The 23640-nt window shown below is 28.4% G+C and carries 24 protein-coding genes; 17 read left to right on the top strand and 7 right to left on the bottom strand.

Annotated elements, in window-relative coordinates:
* Window positions 1-93: 93 nt before the first annotated feature.
* Window positions 94-771 (top strand): response regulator transcription factor, encoded by a 678-nt coding sequence (locus AC2A4K_RS08880; protein WP_322503299.1) that lies wholly within the window; start codon window positions 94-96, stop codon window positions 769-771.
* Window positions 758-2191: a HAMP domain-containing sensor histidine kinase gene (locus AC2A4K_RS08875; protein WP_322503300.1), complete on the top strand. Its 1434-nt coding sequence runs from the start codon at window positions 758-760 to the stop codon at window positions 2189-2191. The genes AC2A4K_RS08880 and AC2A4K_RS08875 overlap by 14 nt, the downstream gene beginning before the upstream one ends.
* A gap of 36 nt (window positions 2192-2227) precedes the next feature.
* Here the strand turns inward: AC2A4K_RS08875 and AC2A4K_RS08870 are convergent, their stop codons facing one another.
* Window positions 2228-2806 (bottom strand): metal-binding protein, encoded by a 579-nt coding sequence (locus AC2A4K_RS08870; RefSeq protein WP_322503301.1) that lies wholly within the window; start codon window positions 2804-2806, stop codon window positions 2228-2230.
* Between the two features lie 335 nt (window positions 2807-3141).
* Between AC2A4K_RS08870 and AC2A4K_RS08865 the strand changes: the two genes are divergently transcribed.
* The 4 genes from AC2A4K_RS08865 to AC2A4K_RS08850 all read left to right on the top strand — a co-directional run bounded on the left by AC2A4K_RS08865 (window position 3142) and on the right by AC2A4K_RS08850 (window position 7581).
* A complete protein-coding gene (locus AC2A4K_RS08865; RefSeq protein ID WP_322503302.1) occupies window positions 3142-4476 on the top strand; it encodes an APC family permease in 1335 nt (444 codons plus the stop codon).
* A 257-nt stretch (window positions 4477-4733) separates the two neighbouring features.
* On the top strand, window positions 4734-6230 hold the full coding sequence (gene yjeM, locus AC2A4K_RS08860) for a glutamate/gamma-aminobutyrate family transporter YjeM (protein ID WP_322503303.1): 1497 nt from the start codon (window positions 4734-4736) through the stop codon (window positions 6228-6230).
* 115 nt (window positions 6231-6345) lie between these two features.
* Entirely contained in the window at window positions 6346-6756 is a 411-nt protein-coding gene (locus tag AC2A4K_RS08855; protein ID WP_322503304.1) for a hypothetical protein, read from the top strand.
* A gap of 54 nt (window positions 6757-6810) precedes the next feature.
* Window positions 6811-7581, top strand: coding sequence for a putative ABC transporter permease (locus AC2A4K_RS08850; protein WP_322503305.1), 771 nt, complete (start codon window positions 6811-6813; stop codon window positions 7579-7581).
* A gap of 37 nt (window positions 7582-7618) precedes the next feature.
* Here AC2A4K_RS08850 and AC2A4K_RS08845 read toward each other — a convergent pair whose 3' ends face one another.
* Window positions 7619-8884: a VanW family protein gene (locus AC2A4K_RS08845; protein WP_322503306.1), complete on the bottom strand. Its 1266-nt coding sequence runs from the start codon at window positions 8882-8884 to the stop codon at window positions 7619-7621.
* Window positions 8885-9136: 252 nt separating this feature from the next.
* Between AC2A4K_RS08845 and AC2A4K_RS08840 the strand changes: the two genes are divergently transcribed.
* Window positions 9137-10039, top strand: a complete 903-nt coding sequence (locus tag AC2A4K_RS08840; RefSeq protein WP_322503307.1) for a DUF2156 domain-containing protein — start codon at window positions 9137-9139, stop codon at window positions 10037-10039.
* Between the two features lie 19 nt (window positions 10040-10058).
* Here AC2A4K_RS08840 and AC2A4K_RS08835 read toward each other — a convergent pair whose 3' ends face one another.
* From AC2A4K_RS08835 to AC2A4K_RS08820, 4 genes are all read right to left on the bottom strand, one after another.
* Entirely contained in the window at window positions 10059-10256 is a 198-nt protein-coding gene (locus AC2A4K_RS08835) for a hypothetical protein (RefSeq protein WP_322503308.1), read from the bottom strand.
* Window positions 10257-10275: 19 nt separating this feature from the next.
* Window positions 10276-10464 carry a hypothetical protein gene (locus tag AC2A4K_RS08830; protein ID WP_322503309.1) on the bottom strand — a complete coding sequence of 63 codons (189 nt, stop codon included), beginning with the start codon at window positions 10462-10464 and terminating at the stop codon, window positions 10276-10278.
* Between the two features lie 342 nt (window positions 10465-10806).
* Entirely contained in the window at window positions 10807-11538 is a 732-nt protein-coding gene (locus tag AC2A4K_RS08825) for a type 1 glutamine amidotransferase (protein ID WP_322503310.1), read from the bottom strand.
* An 18-nt stretch (window positions 11539-11556) separates the two neighbouring features.
* Window positions 11557-12912 carry a Mur ligase family protein gene (locus AC2A4K_RS08820; protein WP_322503823.1) on the bottom strand — a complete coding sequence of 452 codons (1356 nt, stop codon included), beginning with the start codon at window positions 12910-12912 and terminating at the stop codon, window positions 11557-11559.
* A 259-nt stretch (window positions 12913-13171) separates the two neighbouring features.
* On the opposite strand from AC2A4K_RS08820, the gene manA reads away from it, so the two are divergent.
* The 4 genes from manA (at window position 13172) to AC2A4K_RS08800 (ending at window position 17694) form a co-directional block, all read left to right on the top strand.
* Complete coding sequence (gene manA, locus AC2A4K_RS08815; protein ID WP_322503311.1) at window positions 13172-14149, top strand: mannose-6-phosphate isomerase, class I; 978 nt, start codon at window positions 13172-13174, stop codon at window positions 14147-14149.
* A gap of 309 nt (window positions 14150-14458) precedes the next feature.
* Window positions 14459-15373 carry an undecaprenyl-diphosphate phosphatase gene (locus tag AC2A4K_RS08810; RefSeq protein WP_322503312.1) on the top strand — a complete coding sequence of 305 codons (915 nt, stop codon included), beginning with the start codon at window positions 14459-14461 and terminating at the stop codon, window positions 15371-15373.
* 214 nt (window positions 15374-15587) lie between these two features.
* Complete coding sequence (locus tag AC2A4K_RS08805) at window positions 15588-16688, top strand: 6-phosphofructokinase (RefSeq protein ID WP_322503313.1); 1101 nt, start codon at window positions 15588-15590, stop codon at window positions 16686-16688.
* Between the two features lie 226 nt (window positions 16689-16914).
* Window positions 16915-17694: a serine hydrolase gene (locus AC2A4K_RS08800; RefSeq protein WP_322503314.1), complete on the top strand. Its 780-nt coding sequence runs from the start codon at window positions 16915-16917 to the stop codon at window positions 17692-17694.
* A 116-nt stretch (window positions 17695-17810) separates the two neighbouring features.
* Here AC2A4K_RS08800 and AC2A4K_RS08795 read toward each other — a convergent pair whose 3' ends face one another.
* Window positions 17811-17984 (bottom strand): hypothetical protein, encoded by a 174-nt coding sequence (locus AC2A4K_RS08795; RefSeq protein WP_322503315.1) that lies wholly within the window; start codon window positions 17982-17984, stop codon window positions 17811-17813.
* A 492-nt stretch (window positions 17985-18476) separates the two neighbouring features.
* On the opposite strand from AC2A4K_RS08795, the gene pyrB reads away from it, so the two are divergent.
* Genes pyrB through AC2A4K_RS08765 form a run of 6 tightly spaced genes read left to right on the top strand, consistent with a single transcriptional unit; the run spans window position 18477 to window position 23337 of the window.
* Window positions 18477-19400 (top strand): aspartate carbamoyltransferase, encoded by a 924-nt coding sequence (gene pyrB / locus AC2A4K_RS08790; protein ID WP_322503316.1) that lies wholly within the window; start codon window positions 18477-18479, stop codon window positions 19398-19400.
* Between the two features lie 4 nt (window positions 19401-19404).
* The gene (locus AC2A4K_RS08785) at window positions 19405-19563 is read left to right on the top strand and encodes an aspartate carbamoyltransferase (RefSeq protein ID WP_322503317.1); all 159 of its coding nucleotides are present in this window, start codon (window positions 19405-19407) and stop codon (window positions 19561-19563) included.
* A gap of 21 nt (window positions 19564-19584) precedes the next feature.
* Complete coding sequence (locus AC2A4K_RS08780) at window positions 19585-20784, top strand: dihydroorotase (protein WP_322503318.1); 1200 nt, start codon at window positions 19585-19587, stop codon at window positions 20782-20784.
* A 9-nt stretch (window positions 20785-20793) separates the two neighbouring features.
* Window positions 20794-21657, top strand: coding sequence for an orotidine-5'-phosphate decarboxylase (gene pyrF, locus AC2A4K_RS08775; RefSeq protein WP_322503319.1), 864 nt, complete (start codon window positions 20794-20796; stop codon window positions 21655-21657).
* Window positions 21658-21679: 22 nt separating this feature from the next.
* Window positions 21680-22420 (top strand): dihydroorotate dehydrogenase electron transfer subunit, encoded by a 741-nt coding sequence (locus tag AC2A4K_RS08770; protein ID WP_322503320.1) that lies wholly within the window; start codon window positions 21680-21682, stop codon window positions 22418-22420.
* Window positions 22421-22437: 17 nt separating this feature from the next.
* Window positions 22438-23337 (top strand): dihydroorotate dehydrogenase, encoded by a 900-nt coding sequence (locus AC2A4K_RS08765; RefSeq protein WP_322503321.1) that lies wholly within the window; start codon window positions 22438-22440, stop codon window positions 23335-23337.
* The last annotated feature ends 303 nt before the right edge of the window (window positions 23338-23640 follow it).

Here is a 23640-nt window from a genome sequence, read left to right as displayed (position 1 = left end):
TAATCTTAAAAATATCTTAAATAATAAGATAAGTTTAGAAAAATAATATTTTAATATTATAATGTATTTAAGGAATTATTATAGGAGGGTAATATGAATATTTTAATAGCTGAGGATGAACAAGATATAAGAAATCTTTTGGAGTTACACTTATTAAAGGAAGGATATACTGTTTTTAAAGCTGTAAATGGCTTAGAAGCTTTAGATATATTAAAAAAGGAACATATTCACTTAGCATTATTAGATGTTATGATGGATGGAATAGATGGCTTTAATTTATTGAAAATGTTAAGAGGATGGAGTCAAATTCCAGTTATCTTTTTAACTGCAAAAATCGAAGATGATGATAAGATATTAGGATTAGGGTTAGGAGCAGATGACTACGTTATAAAGCCATTTAAGCCAGTAGAACTTATGGCAAGAATTAAATCTAACTTAAGAAGATGCTATAAATACTCTGGAGAAAATGAACTTATAAAGATTGGAAACTTAGAACTTGATAAAGAAGGATGTACTGTGAAGAAAGATGGAGAAATAGTTTCTTTAAATGCAAAAGAGTTTAAAATACTAGAAATGTTAATGAATAACATAGGAAGAGTATTTACTAAAAAACAGATATATGAAAATATATGGCAAGAGGATTATTTAGGGGATGATAATACTATAATGGTTCATATAAGCCATTTGAGAGATAAAATAGAGGAAGATCCTAAAAATCCTTGTAAAATAAAAACGATAAGAGGGATAGGTTATAGATTTGAAAAGATTTAATCTAAGAAAAAATAGATATAGGGTTTCTAATATACTACTTAGAAATTACCTTAAGGTATTTTTACTAATAAGTATTATAACTACTATTATATTTATATTTTCATTTATAACAGGTATTGCTATATATTTGAAAAGTGAGCCTTTAGAAGGAGAAACTTCAGATATAATTCTAGGTGAAATAGAGAATAAAGATTATGATAGTATAAGTGAAAATTACATAACAGACCATGATGGTTGGATTGAGGTTATAGATAAGGATTTAAATGTGATAAAAACAATCGGTACTCCTAAGGTAAAAAGAGATAAGTATTCTAATGAAGAGTTTGGAGAAATTTTAGTTAATGAAATAAATGCCACTAATATGGATAATGATTATTTTATTTATGTTGGATATAGCAAAGAGGGACATTTTTTTGTTCTTACTAGAATACCTAAAGAAGATTTATCCAGTATGTTCATAAAAAGTCCTAGAATAGGCTTTAAAGTGTTTGTGTACATAATGGTAGTGTTATACATTTTTATATTTATAATAAGTTTAATTCTTTATTCTAGACTAACATCAAAGACATTTACTAAGCCTTTAGATAAACTTATGAATGGAGTTAGAAAATTAGCTTCAGGTGATTACTCAACTAGGATAAATATTGAAAGAAATAATGAATTTAAAGAGCTTGGAGATGCATTTAACAACATGGCTTCTAAAATAGAGGAAGAGAAAAAACTAAAAGAGACATCAGAAAGACTTAGAAAAGAGTTTGTTAGAAATATAGCTCATGACTTAAAAACTCCTTTATCTAGCATAATAGGTTATTCTAACATTATAAAAAATAATCCTAATATCAGTGAGGAGAATTTAAATAAATACATAAATATAATTGAAAATAATGGAGAAAGAGCAAATGAAATGATAATGGAGCTCTTTGAATTTTATACATTGCAAAGTTCAGAGTTTATCTTAGATAAAAGAAGACAAGATTTAAGTGAGTTTTTAAGAAGTTTAATTGCGGATTATATATATCTATTAGAAGAGAAAGATTTTGATTTTGAGTTTGAGATATGTGATGAAGAGGTTTATTTAGAATTTGATGCTAAAAGACTTGAGCGTGCCATAGGAAACTTAATAATAAATAGCGTTAAGTACAACAAAAATGGAACGAGATTTTTAGTATCTCTTATAAAAGAAGAGAATAGGGTTAAGGTAATAGTCAGTGATGATGGAATAGGGTTAAGTGAGGATATTAAAAAAGATATATTTAATCCTTTTGTAAGAGAAGAAAAATCAAGAAACTCTAAAAAGGGTGGATCAGGTTTAGGTTTAACCATAAGTAAGGAAATCGTAGAAAAACATGGAGGTATCATATATTTAAGTGAAGGGCCTTTAAAAGGGTGTAATTTTATAATAGAATTACCAATAAAATAATAAAGAAGGACTAGTGAGAAGCTAGTCCTTTTTTTATTATGCTGCCTTTCTTGCAGTTCTTTTATTCCTACTATATTTCTTGTATGATTTTTTCTTTCTGTAAGAGAATTTCTTTTTAAAATAACTATAAATTATATCTGTTATAGTATGAAGTCCAGAACCTAAAAATAAAGCTAAAAGAATGTTTGAAAATAAAACTTTATTATTTAATATAAAACTTCCAACTAATTTTAGCATTTCCGGTGTGGAGACACTAATTATAGAAAAAGAATATAACAATGAAGAAATTGTTATAGGTATTATAGATACATAAATTATTCTAATTATAGGTCCTAATATAAAACCGTGTGTAAATACACTTCTATGTTCAAATAGCTTTTGGTAAGGAATCCAAATAAACTTTAAGTAACCCCATCTTTTAAATTCTCTGCTCTTAATATCTAAATCTCCAGAAAACATATATCCACCAAACATATATATGGACACGCCTAATATAGTGAAGGCAAGACTGCTTCCTAAATCCTCTAAGAAAACCATGTTTATAAAGAGAAAAAAGGATGCTACGAAAGGGGTCATAATAACCGTAATTTTGTCATGTGTTTTTCCTGCTGCCAAAATATCACCCCGCAAAAAATATTTATAATAATAATATAACATATTTTGGAGTAATAGCACATAATTTATTGAATTAACATATTAAAACTTTAATAGTGGTAGATTTTCATATAATAAATCATGATATGGTATTTTATATTTTATATCATGATTTTCTTATATGAAAATATTAATAAATAGTTAAATTAATAAAAATTAACTATTTATCTATTAAAATTTCTAAATTAATATTTACTACTGGATAACCTTTGTGATAGTATTAATAAAAACTTAATTTTATAAGTAATTTAATATTTAACAAAAGCTAAAATGATTCGTAGATTGGGGGAGTACGTTTGAATAAAAATAAATATGGATTATTTACAACAATTGGAATGATAGTTGGTGTTGTTATAGGTTCAGGAATATTTTTTAAAAGTGACAATATTCTTATAGCAACTGGCGGAAGTATTAGTTTAGGGGTATTAGTTTTTTCGATAGCCGCACTTGGTATCATATTTGGAAGTCTTACAATTTCAGAATTAGCTTCTCGTAATTCAAAGGCTGGTGGAATTATAACCTATGCTGAGGAATCATATAATAAATCTGTAGCATGTTCATTTGGATGGTTTCATACATTATTATATTATCCAACACTTATAGCCGTTGTTTCATGGGTTACAGGAATATATACTTGTATGCTTTTTGGAATAGAGGGAACTTTAGAAATACAGGTTTTAATTGGACTAGCAGTCGTTGGGATATTATTTTTATTTAATGTTTTATCTGCTAAAGCAGGAGGGTATTTTCAAAATGCATCTACAATAATAAAATTAATTCCTTTAATACTTGTAGCTTTAGTAGGATTAGTTTATGGAAATCCAACAAGTATAAATCCAACTGATGTTACTAATATGCAGTCTTTAGGATGGATTTCAGCAATAGCTCCTATTGCCTTTTCATTTGATGGGTGGATCGTTGCAACTTCCATAGGGCATGAAATTAAAAATCCTAAAAAGAACTTACCAAAGGCTTTAATAATAGCACCATTATTTATACTTATTATATACATAGCTTACTTTGTAGGTATAAGTACTTTTGTAGGACCGGAAATGGTAATGCAACTTGGAGACGCTCACGTAGATTTAGCAGCTAATAAAATTTTAGGACCTATGGGAGCAAAAATATTTATAATTTTTGTTATTATATCAATTATGGGAACTGTCAATGGTCTTTTAATGGGAATGATAAGATTACCATACTCATTAGCTATAAGAGGAATGTTTCCTAAGTCAGATAAAATTTCTAAAGTTAACGATAAATTAGGAATACCAGTTAATTCAGCTATGATATCTTTAGTAGTAATTTTATTCTGGGTAGTGATACATTATATAACTCAAAAGTTTAATGTTCTTCCTAACTCTGATATATCAGAGATTTCTATAACAATAAACTATGTGCTTTACATTTTATTATATGTAAAAGTATTTAATATGGGAAGAAGTGGAGAAGTAAAAGGAATTTGGAAAGGATTCTTAAATCCTATATTAGCCACAGTTGGTTCTCTAATAATATTAATTGGAAGTATGAGTAATCCATTATTCTGGGTTTATACTTCATTCTGCTTAATTTTATTATTGTCAGCAATGGCATTCTGGAAGATAAAAGAAAGAAGCTTAAATTTATCATAAATAAAAAAACACTAAGAAGGATTGTTCTTAGTGTTTTTTTTATTTTTATTAATTAAACTAGAAAAAATTAAATTAATTAATAAAAAAACTAAAAATTTCTGATAACATTTCAAAAAAAACCAATTTATTAACTATATTTTAATAAATTGTTATTATAATAGACAAAATATATTTAAAATATTTAAAATATATGTTAAGATGATATATTATACGTATAAATTACATATAATCCAACAATTTAACTAAGGAGGAAAAATATGAGCTCAGAACATAAGAGTAAATTGTCTTTAACAGCGCTTATATTAATGATTTTCACATCAGTATATGGTTTTGCTAATATGCCAAAGGCCTTTTATTTAATGGGATATGGTGCTATTCCATGGTACATAATATCAGCATTAGCATTCTCAATTCCATATGCTTTTATGATGGCAGAATATGGAGCAGCATTTAGAAAGGAAAGAGGGGGAATATACTCATGGATGGCAAAGTCTGTAGGACCTAAATATGCTTTCATAGTTACATTCATGTGGTATTCATCAAACTTAATATGGTTAGTTAGTAACTCATCATCAATATGGATTCCTTTCTCAAATGTTATATATGGAAAAGACACTACAGGTACATGGTCTTTATTAGGACTAAGTGTTCCGCAAACTATGGCTATATTAGGATCAATTCTTATAATAGTTATTACTTATGCAGCATCTAAAGGATTAAAGAACATAACAAAAGTAACTTCAATTGGGGGAACTGTTGTTGCATTATCAAACATAGTACTTATTCTTGGTGCTATAATTGTTTTTGCAGGTAATGGATTCAAGCCAGCGGAGGCTATAAACGCCTCAGCCTTTGTTAATGCTCCAAATCCATCTTATCAGTCACCAATTGGTGTATTAGGATTTTTAGTTTTTGCAGTCTTTGCTTATGGTGGATTAGAAGCTGTTAGTGGATTGGTTGATGAAACTAAGGATGCTAAAAAGAATTTCCCTAGGGGATTAATGATTGCATCTATAATAATAGCTGTTGGATATGCTATTGGAATACTTTGTATTGGATTATTTACAAACTGGCAAGAAACATTATCAGGAGATAATGTTAACTTAGCTAATGTTGCATATATAGTAATTCAAAACTTAGGTGTAAAATTAGGACAAACTTTCGGTATGAGCACTGGAGCTTCACTTCAATTAGGAGCTTGGTTTGCAAGATACATAGGTCTTTCAATGATGCTAGCATTAATGGGAGCATTCTTCACTTTAAGTTATGCACCTATTAAACAGTTAATAGAAGGAACACCTAAAGAAATATGGCCAGAAAAATGGACAAGATTAAATAAAAATAACATGCCAGTAAACGCTATGTGGGTTCAATGTATCGTTGTTGTAATATTTATCTTAGTTGCTTCTTTCGGAGGAGATTCTGCGAATAAATTCTTTAGTTACTTAATATTAATGGGTAACGTGGCTATGACAATACCATATATGTTCTTATCAGGTGCTTTCCCTGCATTTAAAAAGAAAAAAGAAATTCAAAAGCCATTTGTTATGTATAAATCATATAAGGCTTCAGTAGTATGGTCAGTAATAGTAACCTTCACAATTGGTTTCGCGAACTTATTTACAATAATAAAACCTGTTATTGAAGATAAAGATTACACAGCTATGGCATTCCAAATAACTGGACCAATAGTATTTGCTATAATTGCATTTGTACTTTATCATAACTATGAAAAGAAATTGAAAAACAAATAATTTAAAAAACAACATCCTAAAAGATGTTGTTTTTCTTATTTTTCTTAATATGGATTCTTTTTGAAGTTTTATAGTATAATTATTTTAACAGTAAATAAAATGGAGAGTGTAGCATATGAAGAAAAAAACATTAATTATTTTAGGAGTTATCTTAATATTATTATTGAGTGTAGGAGTTTACTTGGTAAAGGATAGTTCTACCTTTAAAATTACCATTAATAACAAGACAAATAAAGAAATAAGTGGTCTAAAAATAAGTTATAGCAATAATAGTAAAAACATAAATGTGCCAAGCATAAAGGCAGGGAAGTCCACTGAATTAAAAGTAAAAGCTGATGAAAGTGGTTCATTAGTTATGTATTATACAGATATTTTAGGAGATTCCCATAAAGAAATTTTAGCAGGATATTTTCAAAAAGGGTTTTCCGGTAAGGTTGTTGTGAATATAACAACGGTAAATGATTTAGGAATATATGGAATGGAGATAGCATCTCCTGAAGCTGAGAATATATTAAATAATGAATAAAATAGGAAAGGAAGTGAAGGTAAAAAAGAGGTAAGTACTCTTTTTTACGATTAAATGGAAAGAGTTATATACAATATCCTATATATAATAATATATAGCTTTTTAGGATGGGTATGTGAAGTTATATATTGTTCTATAATAGATCACAAATTTACTAATAGAGGCTTCTTAAACGGTCCTCTATGTCCTATATATGGCTTTGGAGCTTTTTTTGTTTTAACATTTTTAGATGATTATAAGAATAATGTAATAGTAGTATTTATTTTAGGAGTTATAATAACGTCAATTTTGGAATATATAACTTCCTTTGTATTAGAAGCAATATTTCATACAAAATGGTGGGATTATTCAAAGCATAGATTTAATATACACGGTAGAGTATGTTTATTGAATTCAACTCTATTTGGTATATTATCAGTGGTTTTAGTTGAAGTTATAAATCCTATAATAGTTGATTTTGTTGGTAAATTCCCAGAAAAGTTAGTTTTTGTTGTGACAATAGTTCTTACAGCTACTATTGCTGTAGACTTTGTAATAACAGTTCATACTATGCTTAAATTAAATTCGAAATTACACAATTTACATGGATTGTCTAAGGAATTTGAAGAGCTTGGAGTATCATTTATAGATAAGACAGAGACAGAACTAGAACTTACCATGAAGAAATTTAAACATAAAACTAGCTTAAAAGAAGATATGTTAAATAGAGCAAGAGCTTTAAGAAAGAATAATATTCTTCAAAGAAGACTTTTAAAAGCTTTCCCTAATATGAAACATAAAAAATATAATGAATTACTTCAAAAATTAAGAAAAGAGAATAAATAAAAAAATAAAGGAAGTCATTAATAGACTTCCTTTATTTTTAATTGTATTTGTCTTTAGATAACACTTCTTTTTTTACTAAAACTCCATTTTCGTAAGTTTCCTTATAAGTTGTTGATGACTTAGGACCATGTTGATCAACAGCTATTACTATTTCTTTTTCAGGATCTTCATCTATACCCCAAATATTAGCTTTTACTTGACCAGATGATGTTATATAAGTTTGAACGATAACAGGATTATTCGTATTATTTTGGAATTTAAAATCAACAACATCTTTTGCCATAGTTGCATCTCTGCCTATAGGAGCATAAGTTACTGGAAGACTATGAGGAGATCTTTCAACAATTTTTAAGTCAGCATATAAGACTGAATTATAAAGCGTTGTAACACCTTGGCATATTCCACCAGCTAAAATATCAACTACCTTATTACCTATATAACCAGGTGCATAAGTGTAACCATTGCTTTCAGTTCTATCTTCTCCTTCTTTATCAGCAGAGAAAATATCTCCAGGCATTAATACTGTATTATTAAGCTTACTTAAATAGGTACGTATATTTTCAGTACGACCTCCACTTAAACTTGGTAGAGGAGTAGAATATGAACCTAAAATAACCATATTATTAACTGTTTCTTGTGTTAATTCAGGTTTAATTTCTTCTACCGGTATTTCAATGGTACAGTTTTGACTATAGTGACTATTGGTATCCAAATCACTTATTATATCAGAGGTAAGCTTGTCTAAGTCAAGCTTATACCCAATCTCTTCTTTAGTTGCTGTTAAAGTATCACCTGAAAATGAAATAGTTGGTTCAACCTTTTCTTTATCAATTTTATTACTTATTTCAGAAAGTTTTTCACTTAATTCCTCAGAATTAGATTGAGGTTTAAACTTAAAGTGCTTTGGATTATATTTTAAGTTTAATCTTTGAAAGGTATTATTTAAAATATTGCCTTCCTTTCCAAAAGATAAAACCTCATCTGATATATCATTAACATCAAAGAAGAATCCTAAATCTTTTGCTGAGAAAGTCTCATTGAACATATCTTTATAATTAAAGGTTATTTTAAAATTATCTAATAAATTAGAGTAGTGCTCAGTTACTTTTTCTTTTAAGTCTTCCTTAGTTAAGTTTGACATATTTATGTTTTCAACATAAATTCGTTCGTAAGTAATATCTTTACTAGAATAGGTTTTAAATAAAATTACTGAAACTAAAACTAAAAATAAAGCTATTAGTACTATTGAAATCTTTAGTGCTATCCTTTTGGAATTGAATTTTTCTGTTCTCTTACTTCTCACTTTTATTACCTCAACTATAATTAATTAATATTATAAAAATATGTACATATAGATTAACAAATAAATATAAATAAAATATGGAGAATTTACATAATTTGCTTTATTTAGGTAGTTTTAATATTTATTAAATTTTTGAATGTTTATTTGGTTTTATCTCAATCACTTTTAATTATAATACAGAATTTAGAAATAATATACAAGTTTGAGGAAAATTTCATATTATATTTAATAAAGATAAGGTTGAATGATATTATGTTTAAAAAACTTACTTTAAAAGATAAGAATCTTTATAATAAATATATAGAGAAAAATAGGTTTTTAAGCTGTGAATACTCTTTTACAACTCTTTTTATGTGGAGAAATTTTAATAATATAGAATATGATATATTAAATGATATTTTTGTTATTAAAAAATATGATAAAAATGAAGGCAATTTTTTCATGGAACCTTTAGGAGAAATAAGCGATATGAAATTAAGAAATCTTATTGAAGATTTAGATTCCACAAGAAAAATAGAAAAGGGGAAATGGCTATTTGGAGATGTAAGTGAATCATTTCTTTTTAGGTTACAAAGGCTTTATAGAAGTGAGCTTACAGTTCAAGAAGAAATAAATAACTTTGATTATCTATACGATTATAATGAGTTTATCGCTCTAAAAGGAAAAAAATTTAGAAAGAAGAAAAATAAGTATAATCAATTTGTCAAAAGCTATAATTATAAAACAATTATATTTAAGAAATCTCTAGAGGAAAGTGAAAAGCTTAAATGCTATAAGTTTTTAGATAAATGGTGTTTAGAAAATGAGGAAATGGATGAGGAGTTTTTAGCTGAGATAGAAGGAACAAAAGATTTAATAAATTTTTTAGAAGAGTTGAATCTTGAATTAATAGAGCTTTATGCCGGAGAAGAATTAATTGGCATATCTATAGGGGAAATATTTAATGATTATATATATATAGTCCATGTTGAGAAATGTTTAAAAGAGTTTAATGGAGCTTATGCTTTTATAAGCAATAGTCTATTGAAAAATTCATCTTCTAACTTAAAATATGTTAATAGAGAAGATGATTTGGGGATTTTAGGTTTAAGAAAATCAAAGATGTCCTATAATCCTAAGTTTTTTGAAAGAAAATATTTAGTAAGAATAAAATAAGGCTTTTTTAAGCCTTATTTTATTCTTTAAAACCATATAGTGATGTTTTTGTCATATCTAAAGATTTATTTACATGATTTAATGTGTTTTGAATGAGTTGTTTATTATCAGTCTTATCAACTGTATTTAAAGCAAAATTTATGTATTCTTGAGCATGAAGAGCATTTTTTACAGCAAATATAAGTTCTTTTTCTACATTCTCTTCTAAGTTTTCCATAATTAACACCTCTTAAAAATTAATCTTTATAGTTATTATAATTATCTTGAGCATGCTCTAATGTGCTAGCAATTGCTTTTAAGGCTGCATGTACTTCTGTTTTACTTTCTTTATTAGTTATACTCATATATGCATTATTTAAATGATTCTGACAAGAACAAAGCTCGTCAATAGCAAGTCTAAAATTATCTCTTGCATTATATCTCATAAAAAAAACACCACCTTAAAATATTCTTCATTTATATAGTATGTATATTTAAATAAAGAATAAGTGGAAATATCATAATTTAATCCCTTACAATTCCTTTCACAGAGTGAATTAAGTCAAATACATCCTCATAATATTGATCAAAATTATTTATAAAAGAATACTTTATTCATTATACTAATTTAAGTTTATAACTCCATTTTTGCAAGTTTAATACGAATATTACTCTTAAATAATATACTCGTAAATGAGTATTAAAATACAAAAAGAAAAGATAAAAAACAAAAAAAGGAAAATCCAAAAATAAAGAAAAAACAGAGAAAACTCTCTGTTTTTAAAAATTTACTTATTTTCGTTGTTTAATCTATCTATCATAACATTCTTAGCCTTAATTTCGAAAGTATCATCTAAAGGTGATAATGAAATATTATCATACTTACTACTAAGAGCTAATGTTAAAATTCTATCTGCAAGTTCTGGATTCTTAGATAAAAGTGAACCGTGGAAATAAGTACAGAAAGTATTTTTATAAATACATCCTTCATAACCACTTTCACCATTGTTTCCATAACCGTGAACACATTTTCCAAGAGGCTGTAAGTCTCCAATAAATGTTCTACCAGAGTGATTTTCGAAACCAACATAAGTTTCATCGAACTCTTCATTATGAATAACTGTATTACCTATGAATCTAGTATCTCCACCTTCAGTATATATATCTAAGATTCCTAAACCATCAATTTTTTCTCCAGTAGGAGCTGTATAATAATTTCCTAAAAGTTGATATCCACCACAGATTGCTAAAAGAACTTTTCCTTCTTCAACATATTCTTTTAAGACATCTTTCTTTAAAGTTAATAAATCATCTGATACAATTGATTGCTCAAAATCTTGACCGCCACCGAAAAATACTATATCGTAATTATCTTTATCAAAATTATCACCAATAGAAACATTTATTACATTTACTTTGATTCCACGTAATTCAGCTCTATGTTTTAATATTAAAATATTTCCTACATCTCCATAAACATTTAATAAGTCTGGATATAAGTGACATATATTTAATTCCATGTGAATCTCTCCTTTAAATTACCAAAGCTTTTCAATATAACCTTTAGCATGTAAGTATTTTCTATAGTTAATCATAGCAGTATAAGTTGCAAGAATATAAATCTTATTTTCTTTAGAATTTTTGATTGCATCTGTTAAGCCGTCAAAATCTTCTTTGATTACAAACTTTTCAACTGGTAGATTAGCTATTTTTAATCTTACAGCCATATCATAAGCTCTTATTCCAGAGATGAATATTTCATTTAAATCCATAGAATTTAATTTTTCAAAATCAACATCCCAAATCCAAGACACATCTTTACCATCTGCATAATTATCATTTAATAAGAATGCTGCAGCAAAGCTTTCAGAGTTTAAAAGTAGAGTATCTAAAGCTTGATTATATCCAGCTGGATTTTTAACTAAGATAATTCTTGCTTCTTTATCTCCTATTTTAATAGTTTCTTGTCTACCAAAAGATGAACTTTGGTTAGAGAATGATTTTTGAATAACTTCATCACTAATATGTAATTCTTTTGCAACAGAATAAGCACATAATGCATTATATATATTATAAGTACCTGGTTGAGTTATTGTAAATAATCCACCATTTATAACAACTTTAGAACTTTCTGGTGTAAGTTCTACTATTTCTTCTACTTTATATTTTAAATCTTCTCTCTTGAATCCACAGTTAGGACAGTAGTAACTTCCAAGATGATTATATGTTATAAAGTCATAAGAATAAGGTTGTTTACAGAATTTACAGAACTTAGCATCTGCATTAATCTCTATATTCTTATTGTTGTTTGGAGAAACTTCGAATCCGTAGTAAACTTTAGGATTTTTAACATCAAGTCTTCCTAATAAAGATTCATCTCCATTTAAAAGAAGAGTAGTACTTGGTACTTTAACAACTCCTTCTAATATTTTGTTTAAAGTAGTATAAACTTCTCCATATCTATCTAACTGATCTCTAAAAAGATTAGTTACAGTTATTATTTCTGGAGTTATGTACTCAGTTATGAATTTTAAGTTAGCTTCATCAACCTCTATTACTGCATATCTCTCTTTATTTGAAGAGAATTTGTAATTAGCTACAAATGTACTAACTATTCCTGGATATAAATTTGCTCCAGTAGCATTAGTTATAACATCTAATCCATTACCTTTAAGGACATTATATATCATTGAAGTAGTAGTAGTCTTTCCATTAGTTCCAGTAACTAAAATAACTTTATAATTTTGAGAAACTACCTTTAAAATGTTTCTGTCAATTTTTAAAGCTACTTTACCTGGAAAGTTAGTTCCACCTTTAAAAACTTTCTTTGAAATAAATTGTGTCATTTTAGATAAGATTATGCTTATATAAGATTTAATAGCTATTTTAAACACCACCTTACAATTACTTTTTAGTCAATCTTCTTAAACTATTATAGTATAGCACAAAGTGTTTAATTTACCAATATATTAATTCCTGAATAAAAGGAAGGAATTTTATACTAGTAAGTAATTAAATGAATTTATTCTATACTTACTAGAAATTTTACAATGAAATATGAATTGAAATATTGTATTATATATAGGAAAGATATAATTAAATTGAATTAATTATACAAATGATTATAAATAAACTAGACTAGGGGGAATACTAATGTATCCAATAAGATTTGAAAATTTATACTATGATAAAGTTTGGGGTGGAAGAGATTTTGAACTTTTTAGAGATAATATGCCAGAGGGAATGATAGGAGAAACTTGGGATGTTGCTTGCCATCCAAATGGAATGAGTATAGTTGAAAATGGTGAATATAAAGGTTTAAGATTAGACCAATTAATAGATAAATTAGGAAGCGATTTAGTAGGAACTGAAATATCAAAAGAGAAATTTCCTCTACTTGTAAAATTAATAAATGCAAAGGATAAATTATCAGTACAAGTTCATCCAAATGATGAATATGGAATGAGAGTTGAAGGAGAACTTGGAAAAACTGAAATTTGGTACGTTGTTGAAGCTTTTGAAGGAGCTAACCTAATTGTAGGAACAAAAGATTGTACAAAAGAGCAATTCGTTAAAGCTATAGAAACTGGTGAATTTGATCAATACTTAAATAAAGTGCCAGTAAAAAAAGGTGATACTTTCTTTGTAAGAAGTGGATTAGTTCATGCTATCTGTGAAGGAGTTATAATAGCTGAAATTCAACAAAATAGTGATACAACTTATAGAGTATACGATTATAACAGAGGAAGAGAAATCCATGTTGAAAAAGCTTTAGACTGTATTGATTTCTCATTAACAGGGGATAAGGCTAAAGGATTAAAAGTATCATATGATCAATATGACAAAACTTATCTTTCATTATGTGAATACTTCTCATTAGAAAAATATGATATACATGGAGTATGTGAAGAAGAAAGTGATAAAGAAAGATTCTTTATATTTACATGTGTTGAAGGAGAAGGTATAGTAACTTCAGAAGAAGGTGAATTATCAATTAAAAAAGGTGATAGTATATTCATACCTGCATCATTAGGAAAATATGCTTTAAAAGGAAATATATCATTATTAAAGAGTTATGTTCCTAAAAAAGGCGCTGTTGAAGAAGAAATTCTTTCAATAGTAAAAGCTTAATATAGTATTTATTTAATTTGAAATTTTTAAGATAGTGCCTCTTCATGAGAGTATTATTTATATAATAATTATAAAATTAAGTATATATAATTAGAAAAGAGTATATCGAAACTGATTTAAAAATAATCAATGGTTATGAATAATTTATTTGGAATATTAAATTCTGAATTAATAAAAATTGCTACTTATTATTGAGATAATTGGTTTTAGATATGCTCTTTTATTTATATATATGTAAAAGTGGACAAATTTAACTAATGAAATTATAATAGAAAAGTAAAACTTAATTATTAGAAAGTGAGTGTAGTTATGGGAATTGATTTTTTATTCATATTTAAGGCCTTAATAATCGCAGTTGTTGAAGGTCTTACAGAGTTTGTTCCTGTTTCCTCAACAGGACATATGATTTTAGTTGGTGACCTTATTCATTTTAATACACAATCAGGTGGATTCCCTGAAATGTATGAAGTTGTTATTCAGTTAGGTGCCATACTAGCAGTTGTAGTTTTATACTGGAGAAAGATAAGTGATTCAGTAGTTGAATTTTTTAGCTACATATTTGCATTTATATTATCTAAAACTTCAGGAGATAAAAGACTGTATGAAAGTAAACTTGCTAAATCAGAAACTGGATTTAGATTTGGTATAAATGTTATTATAGGAACAATACCAGCAGCTATTTTAGGACTTTTATTCCATGATGAAATAAAAAAATATTTATTTTCAACTAAAACTGTGGCTATAGGATTCATAGTAGGTGGTATCCTACTTATAGTTGTAGAAAATAACTTTAGAAGAAGAGCTAAGAGAAGTAAAGTTGTAAAAGATATTGATAAAATATCATATAAACAATCATTACTAGTTGGATGTTTCCAATGTCTTTCTTTATGGCCTGGAATGTCAAGAAGTGCCTCAACAATCATGGGAGGTTGGATTTCTGGATTAAATACGACAATTGCTACTGAATTCACATTCTTCTTAGCAATACCAGCTATGATTGGAGCATCAGGATTAGATTTATTTAAGTTTGATTATTCTCAAATGAATGCAACAAACTGGATTGCATTAATATTAGGATTTATAGTTGCATTTATAGTTTCATTAGTTGTTATAAACAAGTTTATAAACTACTTAAAGAAAAAGCCAATGAGAATCTTTGCTATATACAGAGTATTTGCAGGTATTTTATTAGCTATATTAATATTTACTGGTGTAATTAGTTAATTATAAAAGACAAGGAATTAAGATCCTTGTCTTTTTTTATTTTTTTACAACTAATAATAGTTTTACTAATATTTAAGTAAAAAAACTTGATTTTTCTTAATTTTTAAAATAATTTTGCTTTTCATAAAAACGTTTATATGATATCATTTACTTAAAGGGTAATTGTAAAAAACTTACAAACTATGATATAAGATTGTTTAGAGGAGGATTTTATATGATGCAACCAATTAAAAAAATCGCTATACTAACAGGCGGAGGAGATTGTCCTGGATTAAACGCAGTAATAAGAGCTGTAACTAGGACTGCAATTTTACAGTATGGATATGAAGTTATAGGTTATAAATTTGGATATAGAGGTCTTTATAATAATGACTTTATCAAATTAGATCTTGATTCTGTTTCTGGAATACTTCATAGAGGAGGAACAATTCTTCATAGTTCAAATAAGGACAACCTATTTGATTATCAAGTTGAAGATGAAAATGGTGAGATAGTAAAAAGAGATGTTTCTGATATAGGTGTTGCTAATTTAAAGAAAGAAGGCGTTGATGCTTTAGTTGTTATTGGAGGAGATGGAACATTAACTTCAGCAAGAGACTTCTCAAGAAAAGGAGTAAATGTTATAGGAGTTCCTAAAACAATAGACAATGATTTATTAGCTACAGATGTAACTTTTGGATTTAATACTGCAACAGAAATAGCTACAGAAGCTTTAGATAGACTTCATACTACAGCTGAGTCACATCATAGAATAATGCTTTTAGAAGTTATGGGAAGAAATGCTGGTTGGATTGCTTTAGAATCAGGTATAGCTGGTTCAGCAGATGTAATATTACTACCTGAAATACCTTATGATATAAATAAGATAGTTGAAAAAGTAAGAGAAAGAGAAGAAGCCGGAAAACAATTTACAATTATTGTGGTTGCAGAAGGAGCAAAACCTAAAGATGGAGAAATAGTTGTTTCTAAAATAGTTGATGATAGTCCAGATCCAATAAGATTAGGTGGGATTGCTAATAAACTAGCTAATGATTTAGAAGGATTAATAAAAAATCATGAGATAAGAAGTACTGTTCTTGGACATATCCAAAGAGGGGGAAACACTTCTACTTATGATAGAATACTTTCTACTAGATATGGTGTTAAAGCTGTTGAACTTATCAATAGTAATTTATTCGGGAATATGGTTGCATTAAAAGGAAATAACATATCTTTTGAAAGTTTAGAAAATGTAATTGGATATACTAAGGATGTAGATCCAGAAGGAGAAATGGTAAAAGCAGCAAAAAGTATAGGAATTAGTTTTGCTGATTAAGAGTATAAAAACACTCATCTATATGATGAGTGTTTTATTTTCTATTTAGTAAAATTTTACTTATATTAATGATTAAAATTGCTAATACTTTAAAGGGATTAAAATAAATGTTTAAACGTTAACAAGAAAAAATTTACAATTAATACTTCAAAATTTTCTGAAAATATGGTACACTTTAAACAAGGCAACATTAAAAGCAACATTAAAAGAAAGCTGGTGGGTATTTATGAAAGAAGTTCAAAAATATTTAGAGAGCAGAATCGGTTCGTATAGCTTTTTCTTTGAGGATTTAAAGAGTGGTTATACTTATGGTTACAATGAAAACGTTAAAATGGTTTCAGCAGGTTGTATGAAATTACCTATAGCTATAGCTCTTATAAAACAAGTAGAAGATGGTAAAATAGACTTTTTAGATAAAGTTAAAATAGAAAGTTCAGACAAAGTCTATGGAACTGGAATAATACACGAGTTTGGAGAAAGAGAATATACTGTATTTGAACTTTTGGTAGCAATGCTTATACAAAGTGATAATACAGCAGCTAATAAAATAATTGATTTAGTTGGCATGAATAAAATAAACGAAATCATCAAAGAGTTAGGAATGAAAAATACTGAGCTTAATAGAAAGACCGCTGATGAAAGAAATTTCAAATCAGATATAGAAAATTATACAACAGCTTATGATTTAACTCTAGCTTGGAGAAAACTTAGCGAAGGATCTTTCTTAAGTACAGAGAACTCTCAGATGCTTATAGATATACTTACACGACAACAGATTAAAAACAAACTAGCTTTATATATACCAGATAATCTTAAGTTTGATATATCAAGTAAAACTGGAGATAAAAAAGGTGTAGAAAATGACACTGAATTAATTCATACTCAAAAAGGAAATTTTGCTTGTACAGTTATGTCTAGCGGAATTCCTAATTCTGTATATGGAACTGTTACTTTGGCAAAATCTGGTAAAATGATGTGGGATGCAATCATGAACAATTGGCATTAAAATTAACATTAAACCCTCGATTTATGAGGGTTTAATTTTTTATGAGTATTGAGTATATAGACACTTATATTGTTACTAGAGCAATTAAAGGTTAAATAAGAAGAGGTATAAACTTACTAAGTGATTGTTATTCCAAAGTTTGGAATTATGTCGGCAGGAAGTATTCCTAGGTAAATACATACAATCAATACAATAACACAAAATGCAATTACTTTTAATGCCTTAGCAGCTACCTTTAATATTATATAAACACATAAGGCTACTATTAACACAGTTATTATAGTTTCCATAATTATCTCCTTCCAAGTATATTCTTCATTTACTAAATAGATTGCAAATTATTCATATTAGTCTTTAAAACAAAGCTTGAGACTAAGTCGTTAATCAATATATGAAAAGAATACTTATTTCAATTATTATAGCTAATTAATTTACTTTTTTCTACTTTATTTAGGTTACAGTATAATTAAATGTATAAATAGTTATTTTTTTTTACGTTAAAAATTTTAATAGAAATAAATGCTAAAAGTTTATTGACATAAAAATTTTAATATGATATCATAAGCACAATGAAAGCAGTCCAGTGAGGCTGATTAATGAATAACCTTTAAATTTGATCCAGAGAGGTCAATAAGGAAGTTATATAGTTGAATTATAATCTTGCGAGATTTATTTTATACGCGAAAAGTCTTCCTTATCATAGGAAGACTTTTTTTTGAGTAAAATTATATAGCTTTTCTTCTTTAAATTAACACAGAGAGGTTAAAAAGGAGTGAATTTTTATGTTAAAAAACAAACATTTATTAGACCCATCAGATTTCACAGTAGAGGAATTTGATGAAATTTTCAAATTAGCACATCAAATAATGGCAAATCCAAAAGAATATCAAGACATATGCAAAGGTAAAATCCTAGCAACGCTTTTTTATGAGCCAAGCACTAGAACAAGATTATCTTTTGAATCAGCAATGCTTAGACTTGGTGGACAAGTTATAGGTTTCTCAGAACCAAACTCTTCATCAGTTGCTAAAGGAGAATCACTAAGGGATACTATTAAAACAATAAATTGCTATGCAGATCTTATAGCAATGAGACATCCTTTAGAAGGTGCGGCAAAAGTTGCTTCAATGTATTCAGATATCCCAGTTATAAATGCAGGAGATGGAGGTCATCAGCATCCGACTCAAACATTAACAGACCTTCTTACAATAAAAGAATACAGAGGAAATCTAGAAGGAAATACAATTGCATTATGTGGAGACTTAAAATTCGGTAGAACAGTGCATTCTCTTATAAAAGCACTTTCAAGATATAAGAACAACAAGTTCATCTTAATATCTCCAATAGAACTTAGAATCCCAAATTATATTAGAGAGCAAATCTTAGAAAAAAATAATATAGAGTATAAAGAAATAACTAGTTTAGAGGAAGGCCTTAAAGAAGCTGATATTTTATACATGACAAGAATACAAAGAGAAAGATTTGTAGATCAAAGCGAGTATGAAAGATTAAAAGATGTATATGTATTAGATGAAGCAAAAATGAAGAGTGCCAAAGAAGATATGATGGTTCTTCACCCTCTTCCAAGAGTAAATGAAATAGCTTATGAAGTAGATGAAGATTCAAGGGCATTATACTTCAAACAAGCTAAATGCGGAATGTATGTAAGAATGGCATTAATGGCGAAACTTTTAGGGGAGGCGTAATAAGATGAAGAATAAAGAAGTACAAAATCATAAATGTAAAAATACAAAATGCATAACTCAAGTAGAAAAATATGTTCCTCAAAGTTTTACTTTGATAGATGAAAAGAACGATACATATCATTGTGATTACTGCCACGCAGAAAACACTTTTCCAAAGTTTTAATTTGAGGAGGAAATAATTAAGATGGATTTGCTAATTAAAAATGTAAATTTAATAGATGAAAGTAACAACTTTTTTGGTGATATATATATAGAAAAAGGATTAATAAAAGAATTAGGAACTGAATTAAATAAAGAGTGTGAAACAATAGATGGTAAGGGCTTAGTACTTATGCCAGCATTCATAGATACTCATGCACACTTTAGAGATCCAGGATTTGAATATAAAGAGGATATAGAAAGTGGCTCTAAGGCGGCAGTAAGAGGAGGGTATACAACTGTAACTCTAATGCCAAACACTAAGCCAGTTTGTAGCTCAAAGGAAATTTTAGATTATGTAGTTAACAAAGGTAAGGATGTTGGACTAGCAGATTTATACCAAACAGTTTCTATAACTAAGGATTTATCAGGTGAGGAAATAAATCATCTAAATGAATTCAAAGGAGATCCTAATGTTAAGGCAATAACTGATGATGGTAAAGGCGTATCTGACTCTAAGATTATGATGGAAGCTATGAAGGTAGCTATGGAAAATAACTGGGTAGTAATGTCTCATGCAGAAAGCCCAGAATTTTCAAAAGTGGACATGCGTCTAGCTGAGAATATGATGACTTGGAGAGACATTGCCTTAGCAAAGTTTGTAGGTTGTAAGTTACACATGTCTCATGTCAGTACTAAGGAAGCTATAAAGTATATAATAGATGGAAAAAATGATGGAGTTAAAGTAACTTGTGAAGTAACTCCTCACCATATAGCTTTAAATAACAAGGTTAATAATTACAGAGTTAATCCTCCTATAAGAGAAGAAGAGGATGTTAACTTCATAATAAAAGCAATAAAAATGAATTATGTTGACTGTATAGGAACAGACCATGCTCCGCACTCAAAAGAAGATAAGGAAAAAGGAGCACCTGGCATGATTGGAATTGAACAAGCTTTCTCAATCTGCTATACGAAGTTAGTTAAAGAAAATCATATTAACTTAAATAAGCTAAGCCAATTAATGAGTGGAAATGCTGCTAAGTTATTAAATATAAATAAGGGAAAACTTCAACCAGGTTTTGCAGGAGATTTAGTTTTAGTAGATCTAAACAAGAAAAGAATATTAAAAGAAGAAGATATAGTATCTAGAAGTAAAAATACGCCATTTAATGGAATGGAATTTTACGGAGATGTGGTATTAACAATAAAAGACGGAAAAATAGTTTATAAAGGTGAGTTTTAGGAGGTATATATGATAGCTGATAAATTGTTTGAAAAGGTAGAAAAAAATGGATTGGTTTGTGTTGGATTAGACACTAGCTTAGACTATATACCAGAAGAATTCAAAAGTAAGTTTTCAAATGAAGCTGATATGTTATTCGCTTTCAATAAGGAAATTATAGATGCAACACTAGATGTATCTGCATGCTTCAAAGTTCAAATAGCTTACTATGAAGCTCTTGGTCTTAAGGGATTAGAAGCTTACAAAAATACATTAAGCTACTTAAGAGAAAAAGATGCTTTAATCATAGCTGATATAAAAAGAGGAGACATAGCAGCAACAGCGAAAATGTATGCAAAAGCTCACTTCGAAGGTGATTTTGAAAGTGACTTCATAACTTTAAACCCATACATGGGAATGGATAGTATAGATCCATACTTACCTTATATAGAGAAAAATGAAAAAGGAGTTTTTGTACTAGTAAGAACTTCAAACAAAGGAGCTGAAGATATAGAGTATCTGGAGGCTGGAAATGGAAAGAAAGTTTACGATGTAGTTGGAGAAAAGTTAAATACTTTAGGTAAAAACTACTTAGGAAAACATGGTTATAGCTCAATAGGTGGAGTTGTAGGATGTACTCACCAAGAAGAGGCAAAAGAAATGAGAGCTGAATTAGATACAATGCCATTCTTAATACCTGGATATGGTGCACAAGGTGGAACTGCAGAAGATGTAGCAGCTTACCTTAATAATGGAAATGGTGGAATTGTAAACTCTTCAAGAAAGATCTTATTAGCATACAAAGCTATGGAAGATAGTAAAAACTTTGCAGAGTGTGCTAGAAAAGAAGCGATTTCAATGAGAGATAGCATAAGAGAAGCAATTTTAAAATAGAGAGAACTTGGGAGGACAGATTATGGCTATGGAATATTTCAAAGGCAAAGTAAAAGAAAATATTGAATTAGTAGAGGGAATATACTCATTAATAGTAGGGCATGAAGCTAAAGTAAATGCAGGACAATTCTATATGATAAAAACTCCAAACACTTTCTTAGGAAGACCAATAAGTGTTTGTGAGGTAAATGAAAATGATGTACGTTTCGTGTATGCTACTATTGGAGCTGGAACAAATGAAATGAAAAAAATGATTCCTGGAGATGAAATAGAAATAATAGGTCCTTTAGGAAATGGCTTCGATGTAACTAAGGATTATGGAAGAGTTGCTTTAGTAAGTGGTGGTATAGGAACTGCACCAATGTTAGAACTTGCGAAAATGCTTAGAAAGAATAATCCAGAAATAAAAATGGATTTCTATGGTGGCTTTAGAGATGATATATACCTAGTAGATGAAATAGGAGAATATGTAGGAAAAACTAAAATTTCAACAAATACAGGTAAACATGGACACAAAGGTTTTGTAACAGAAATTCTTCCTCTTCAAAAGTATGATACAGTACTATGCTGTGGACCAGAGATTATGATGAAGAGGGTTGTTGAAATGTGCAAAGAGGCTGGTGTTAATGTGTATGTTTCTATGGAAAAGCACATGGCTTGTGGAGTAGGAGCTTGCTTAGTATGTACATGTAAAACAAAATCAGGAAATAAAAGAACTTGTAAAGATGGTCCAGTATTCAATGGCTTAGAAGTTGAATTATAATTTAGGAGGGGTTAAGTATGTTAAAGACAGTTATAAATGGAGTAGATTTTAAAAACCCTGTTATAGCAGCATCAGGTACTTTTGGTTTTGGAGCTGAATACAATAACTTCTATGATGTGGGAGAACTAGGGGGAATAAGTTCAAAAGGACTAACTCTTAATGGTAGAGAAGGTAATGAAGGAATAAGAATATATGAAACACCTCAAGGGATCATGAATTCAGTAGGACTTCAAAATCCAGGAATAGAAAAATTTATAGAAGTAGAACTTCCTAAAATGTTAGAACTAGATACAAACATAATAGCAAATGTAGGTGGAGCTACTATAGAAGATTATGAAAGAGCAGTTTCACTTTTAAATAAAGAAAAAGTAGACATGATAGAGTTAAACATCTCTTGTCCTAATGTAAAATCTGGGGGAATGGCCTTCGGAATACAATCAGATGTAGCTTATGAAGTAGTTTCTAAGGTAAGAAAAATTTGTGATAAGCCTCTAATGGTAAAATTATCACCAAATGCTGAAAATATATGCGACATGGCATATAGATGTGCAGAGGCTGGAGCGGATTCAATATCACTAATAAATACATTAAAAGGAATGGCAATAGATATAAAAAATAGAAAGCCAGTATTCAATAATGTGTATGCAGGACTTTCAGGTCCAGCTATAAAACCAGTAGCACTTAGAATGGTTCATGAAGTTGCTAAAACTGTAGATATTCCAGTAATAGGACTAGGTGGAATTTCAACAGCAGAGGATGCAATAGAATTTATGATGGCAGGAGCTTCTGCTATACAGATAGGAACAATAAACTTTGTAAATCCTAAAGCAGGTGTAGAAATAATAAAAGGTTTAGAAGGTTTCTGTAGAAGAGAAGGCTTAAAGAACATTAAAGAAATAGTAGGTTGCATAAAGTAGTAAGATTGTATTGAAACCTAACAATAAAACTTACAAATATATTCCGAGAATTATTAGATTTCGCTAAGAATTTATAGTTATTATTCCAAAAATATTACTAAAGCTTCGAAACTAGCTTCGCGTCGAACAATCTTAGCTTTTTAACGTAATATTTTCTACATAATAACTTAAATTCTAAAGCTTATCTAAATATCCTCTTCATACTATTTGTAAGTTTTATTAAAAGATAGTTGTACACAATCTTAGGTAAAGTAAATAAAATTAATTAAAGGAACAAATAAAAAGAAAAGTTTTGGAGGAGTT

It is taken from the genome of Clostridium sp. LIBA-8841 (assembly GCF_057782475.1).
This window is presented reverse-complemented; position numbering and strand designations above follow the sequence as displayed.

Bases quoted from the DNA above. Each gene is read 5' to 3' on its own strand.
- AC2A4K_RS08850 (WP_322503305.1), top strand. From the start codon at position 6,811: ATGGAAAGAGTTATATACAATATCCTATATATAATAATATATAGCTTT.
- pyrB (WP_322503316.1), top strand. From the start codon at position 18,477: ATGTTAAAAAACAAACATTTATTAGACCCATCAGATTTCACAGTAGAG.
- AC2A4K_RS08830 (WP_322503309.1), bottom strand. From the start codon at position 10,464: ATGAGATATAATGCAAGAGATAATTTTAGACTTGCTATTGACGAGCTT.
- AC2A4K_RS08805 (WP_322503313.1), top strand. From the start codon at position 15,588: ATGATGCAACCAATTAAAAAAATCGCTATACTAACAGGCGGAGGAGAT.
- pyrF (WP_322503319.1), top strand. From the start codon at position 20,794: ATGATAGCTGATAAATTGTTTGAAAAGGTAGAAAAAAATGGATTGGTT.
- AC2A4K_RS08795 (WP_322503315.1), bottom strand. From the start codon at position 17,984: ATGGAAACTATAATAACTGTGTTAATAGTAGCCTTATGTGTTTATATA.
- AC2A4K_RS08770 (WP_322503320.1), top strand. From the start codon at position 21,680: ATGGCTATGGAATATTTCAAAGGCAAAGTAAAAGAAAATATTGAATTA.
- AC2A4K_RS08835 (WP_322503308.1), bottom strand. From the start codon at position 10,256: ATGGAAAACTTAGAAGAGAATGTAGAAAAAGAACTTATATTTGCTGTA.
- manA (WP_322503311.1), top strand. From the start codon at position 13,172: ATGTATCCAATAAGATTTGAAAATTTATACTATGATAAAGTTTGGGGT.
- yjeM (WP_322503303.1), top strand. From the start codon at position 4,734: ATGAGCTCAGAACATAAGAGTAAATTGTCTTTAACAGCGCTTATATTA.
- AC2A4K_RS08855 (WP_322503304.1), top strand. From the start codon at position 6,346: ATGAAGAAAAAAACATTAATTATTTTAGGAGTTATCTTAATATTATTA.
- AC2A4K_RS08800 (WP_322503314.1), top strand. From the start codon at position 16,915: ATGAAAGAAGTTCAAAAATATTTAGAGAGCAGAATCGGTTCGTATAGC.
- AC2A4K_RS08840 (WP_322503307.1), top strand. From the start codon at position 9,137: ATGTTTAAAAAACTTACTTTAAAAGATAAGAATCTTTATAATAAATAT.
- AC2A4K_RS08810 (WP_322503312.1), top strand. From the start codon at position 14,459: ATGGGAATTGATTTTTTATTCATATTTAAGGCCTTAATAATCGCAGTT.
- AC2A4K_RS08785 (WP_322503317.1), top strand. From the start codon at position 19,405: ATGAAGAATAAAGAAGTACAAAATCATAAATGTAAAAATACAAAATGC.
- AC2A4K_RS08780 (WP_322503318.1), top strand. From the start codon at position 19,585: ATGGATTTGCTAATTAAAAATGTAAATTTAATAGATGAAAGTAACAAC.
- AC2A4K_RS08825 (WP_322503310.1), bottom strand. From the start codon at position 11,538: ATGGAATTAAATATATGTCACTTATATCCAGACTTATTAAATGTTTAT.
- AC2A4K_RS08765 (WP_322503321.1), top strand. From the start codon at position 22,438: ATGTTAAAGACAGTTATAAATGGAGTAGATTTTAAAAACCCTGTTATA.
- AC2A4K_RS08880 (WP_322503299.1), top strand. From the start codon at position 94: ATGAATATTTTAATAGCTGAGGATGAACAAGATATAAGAAATCTTTTG.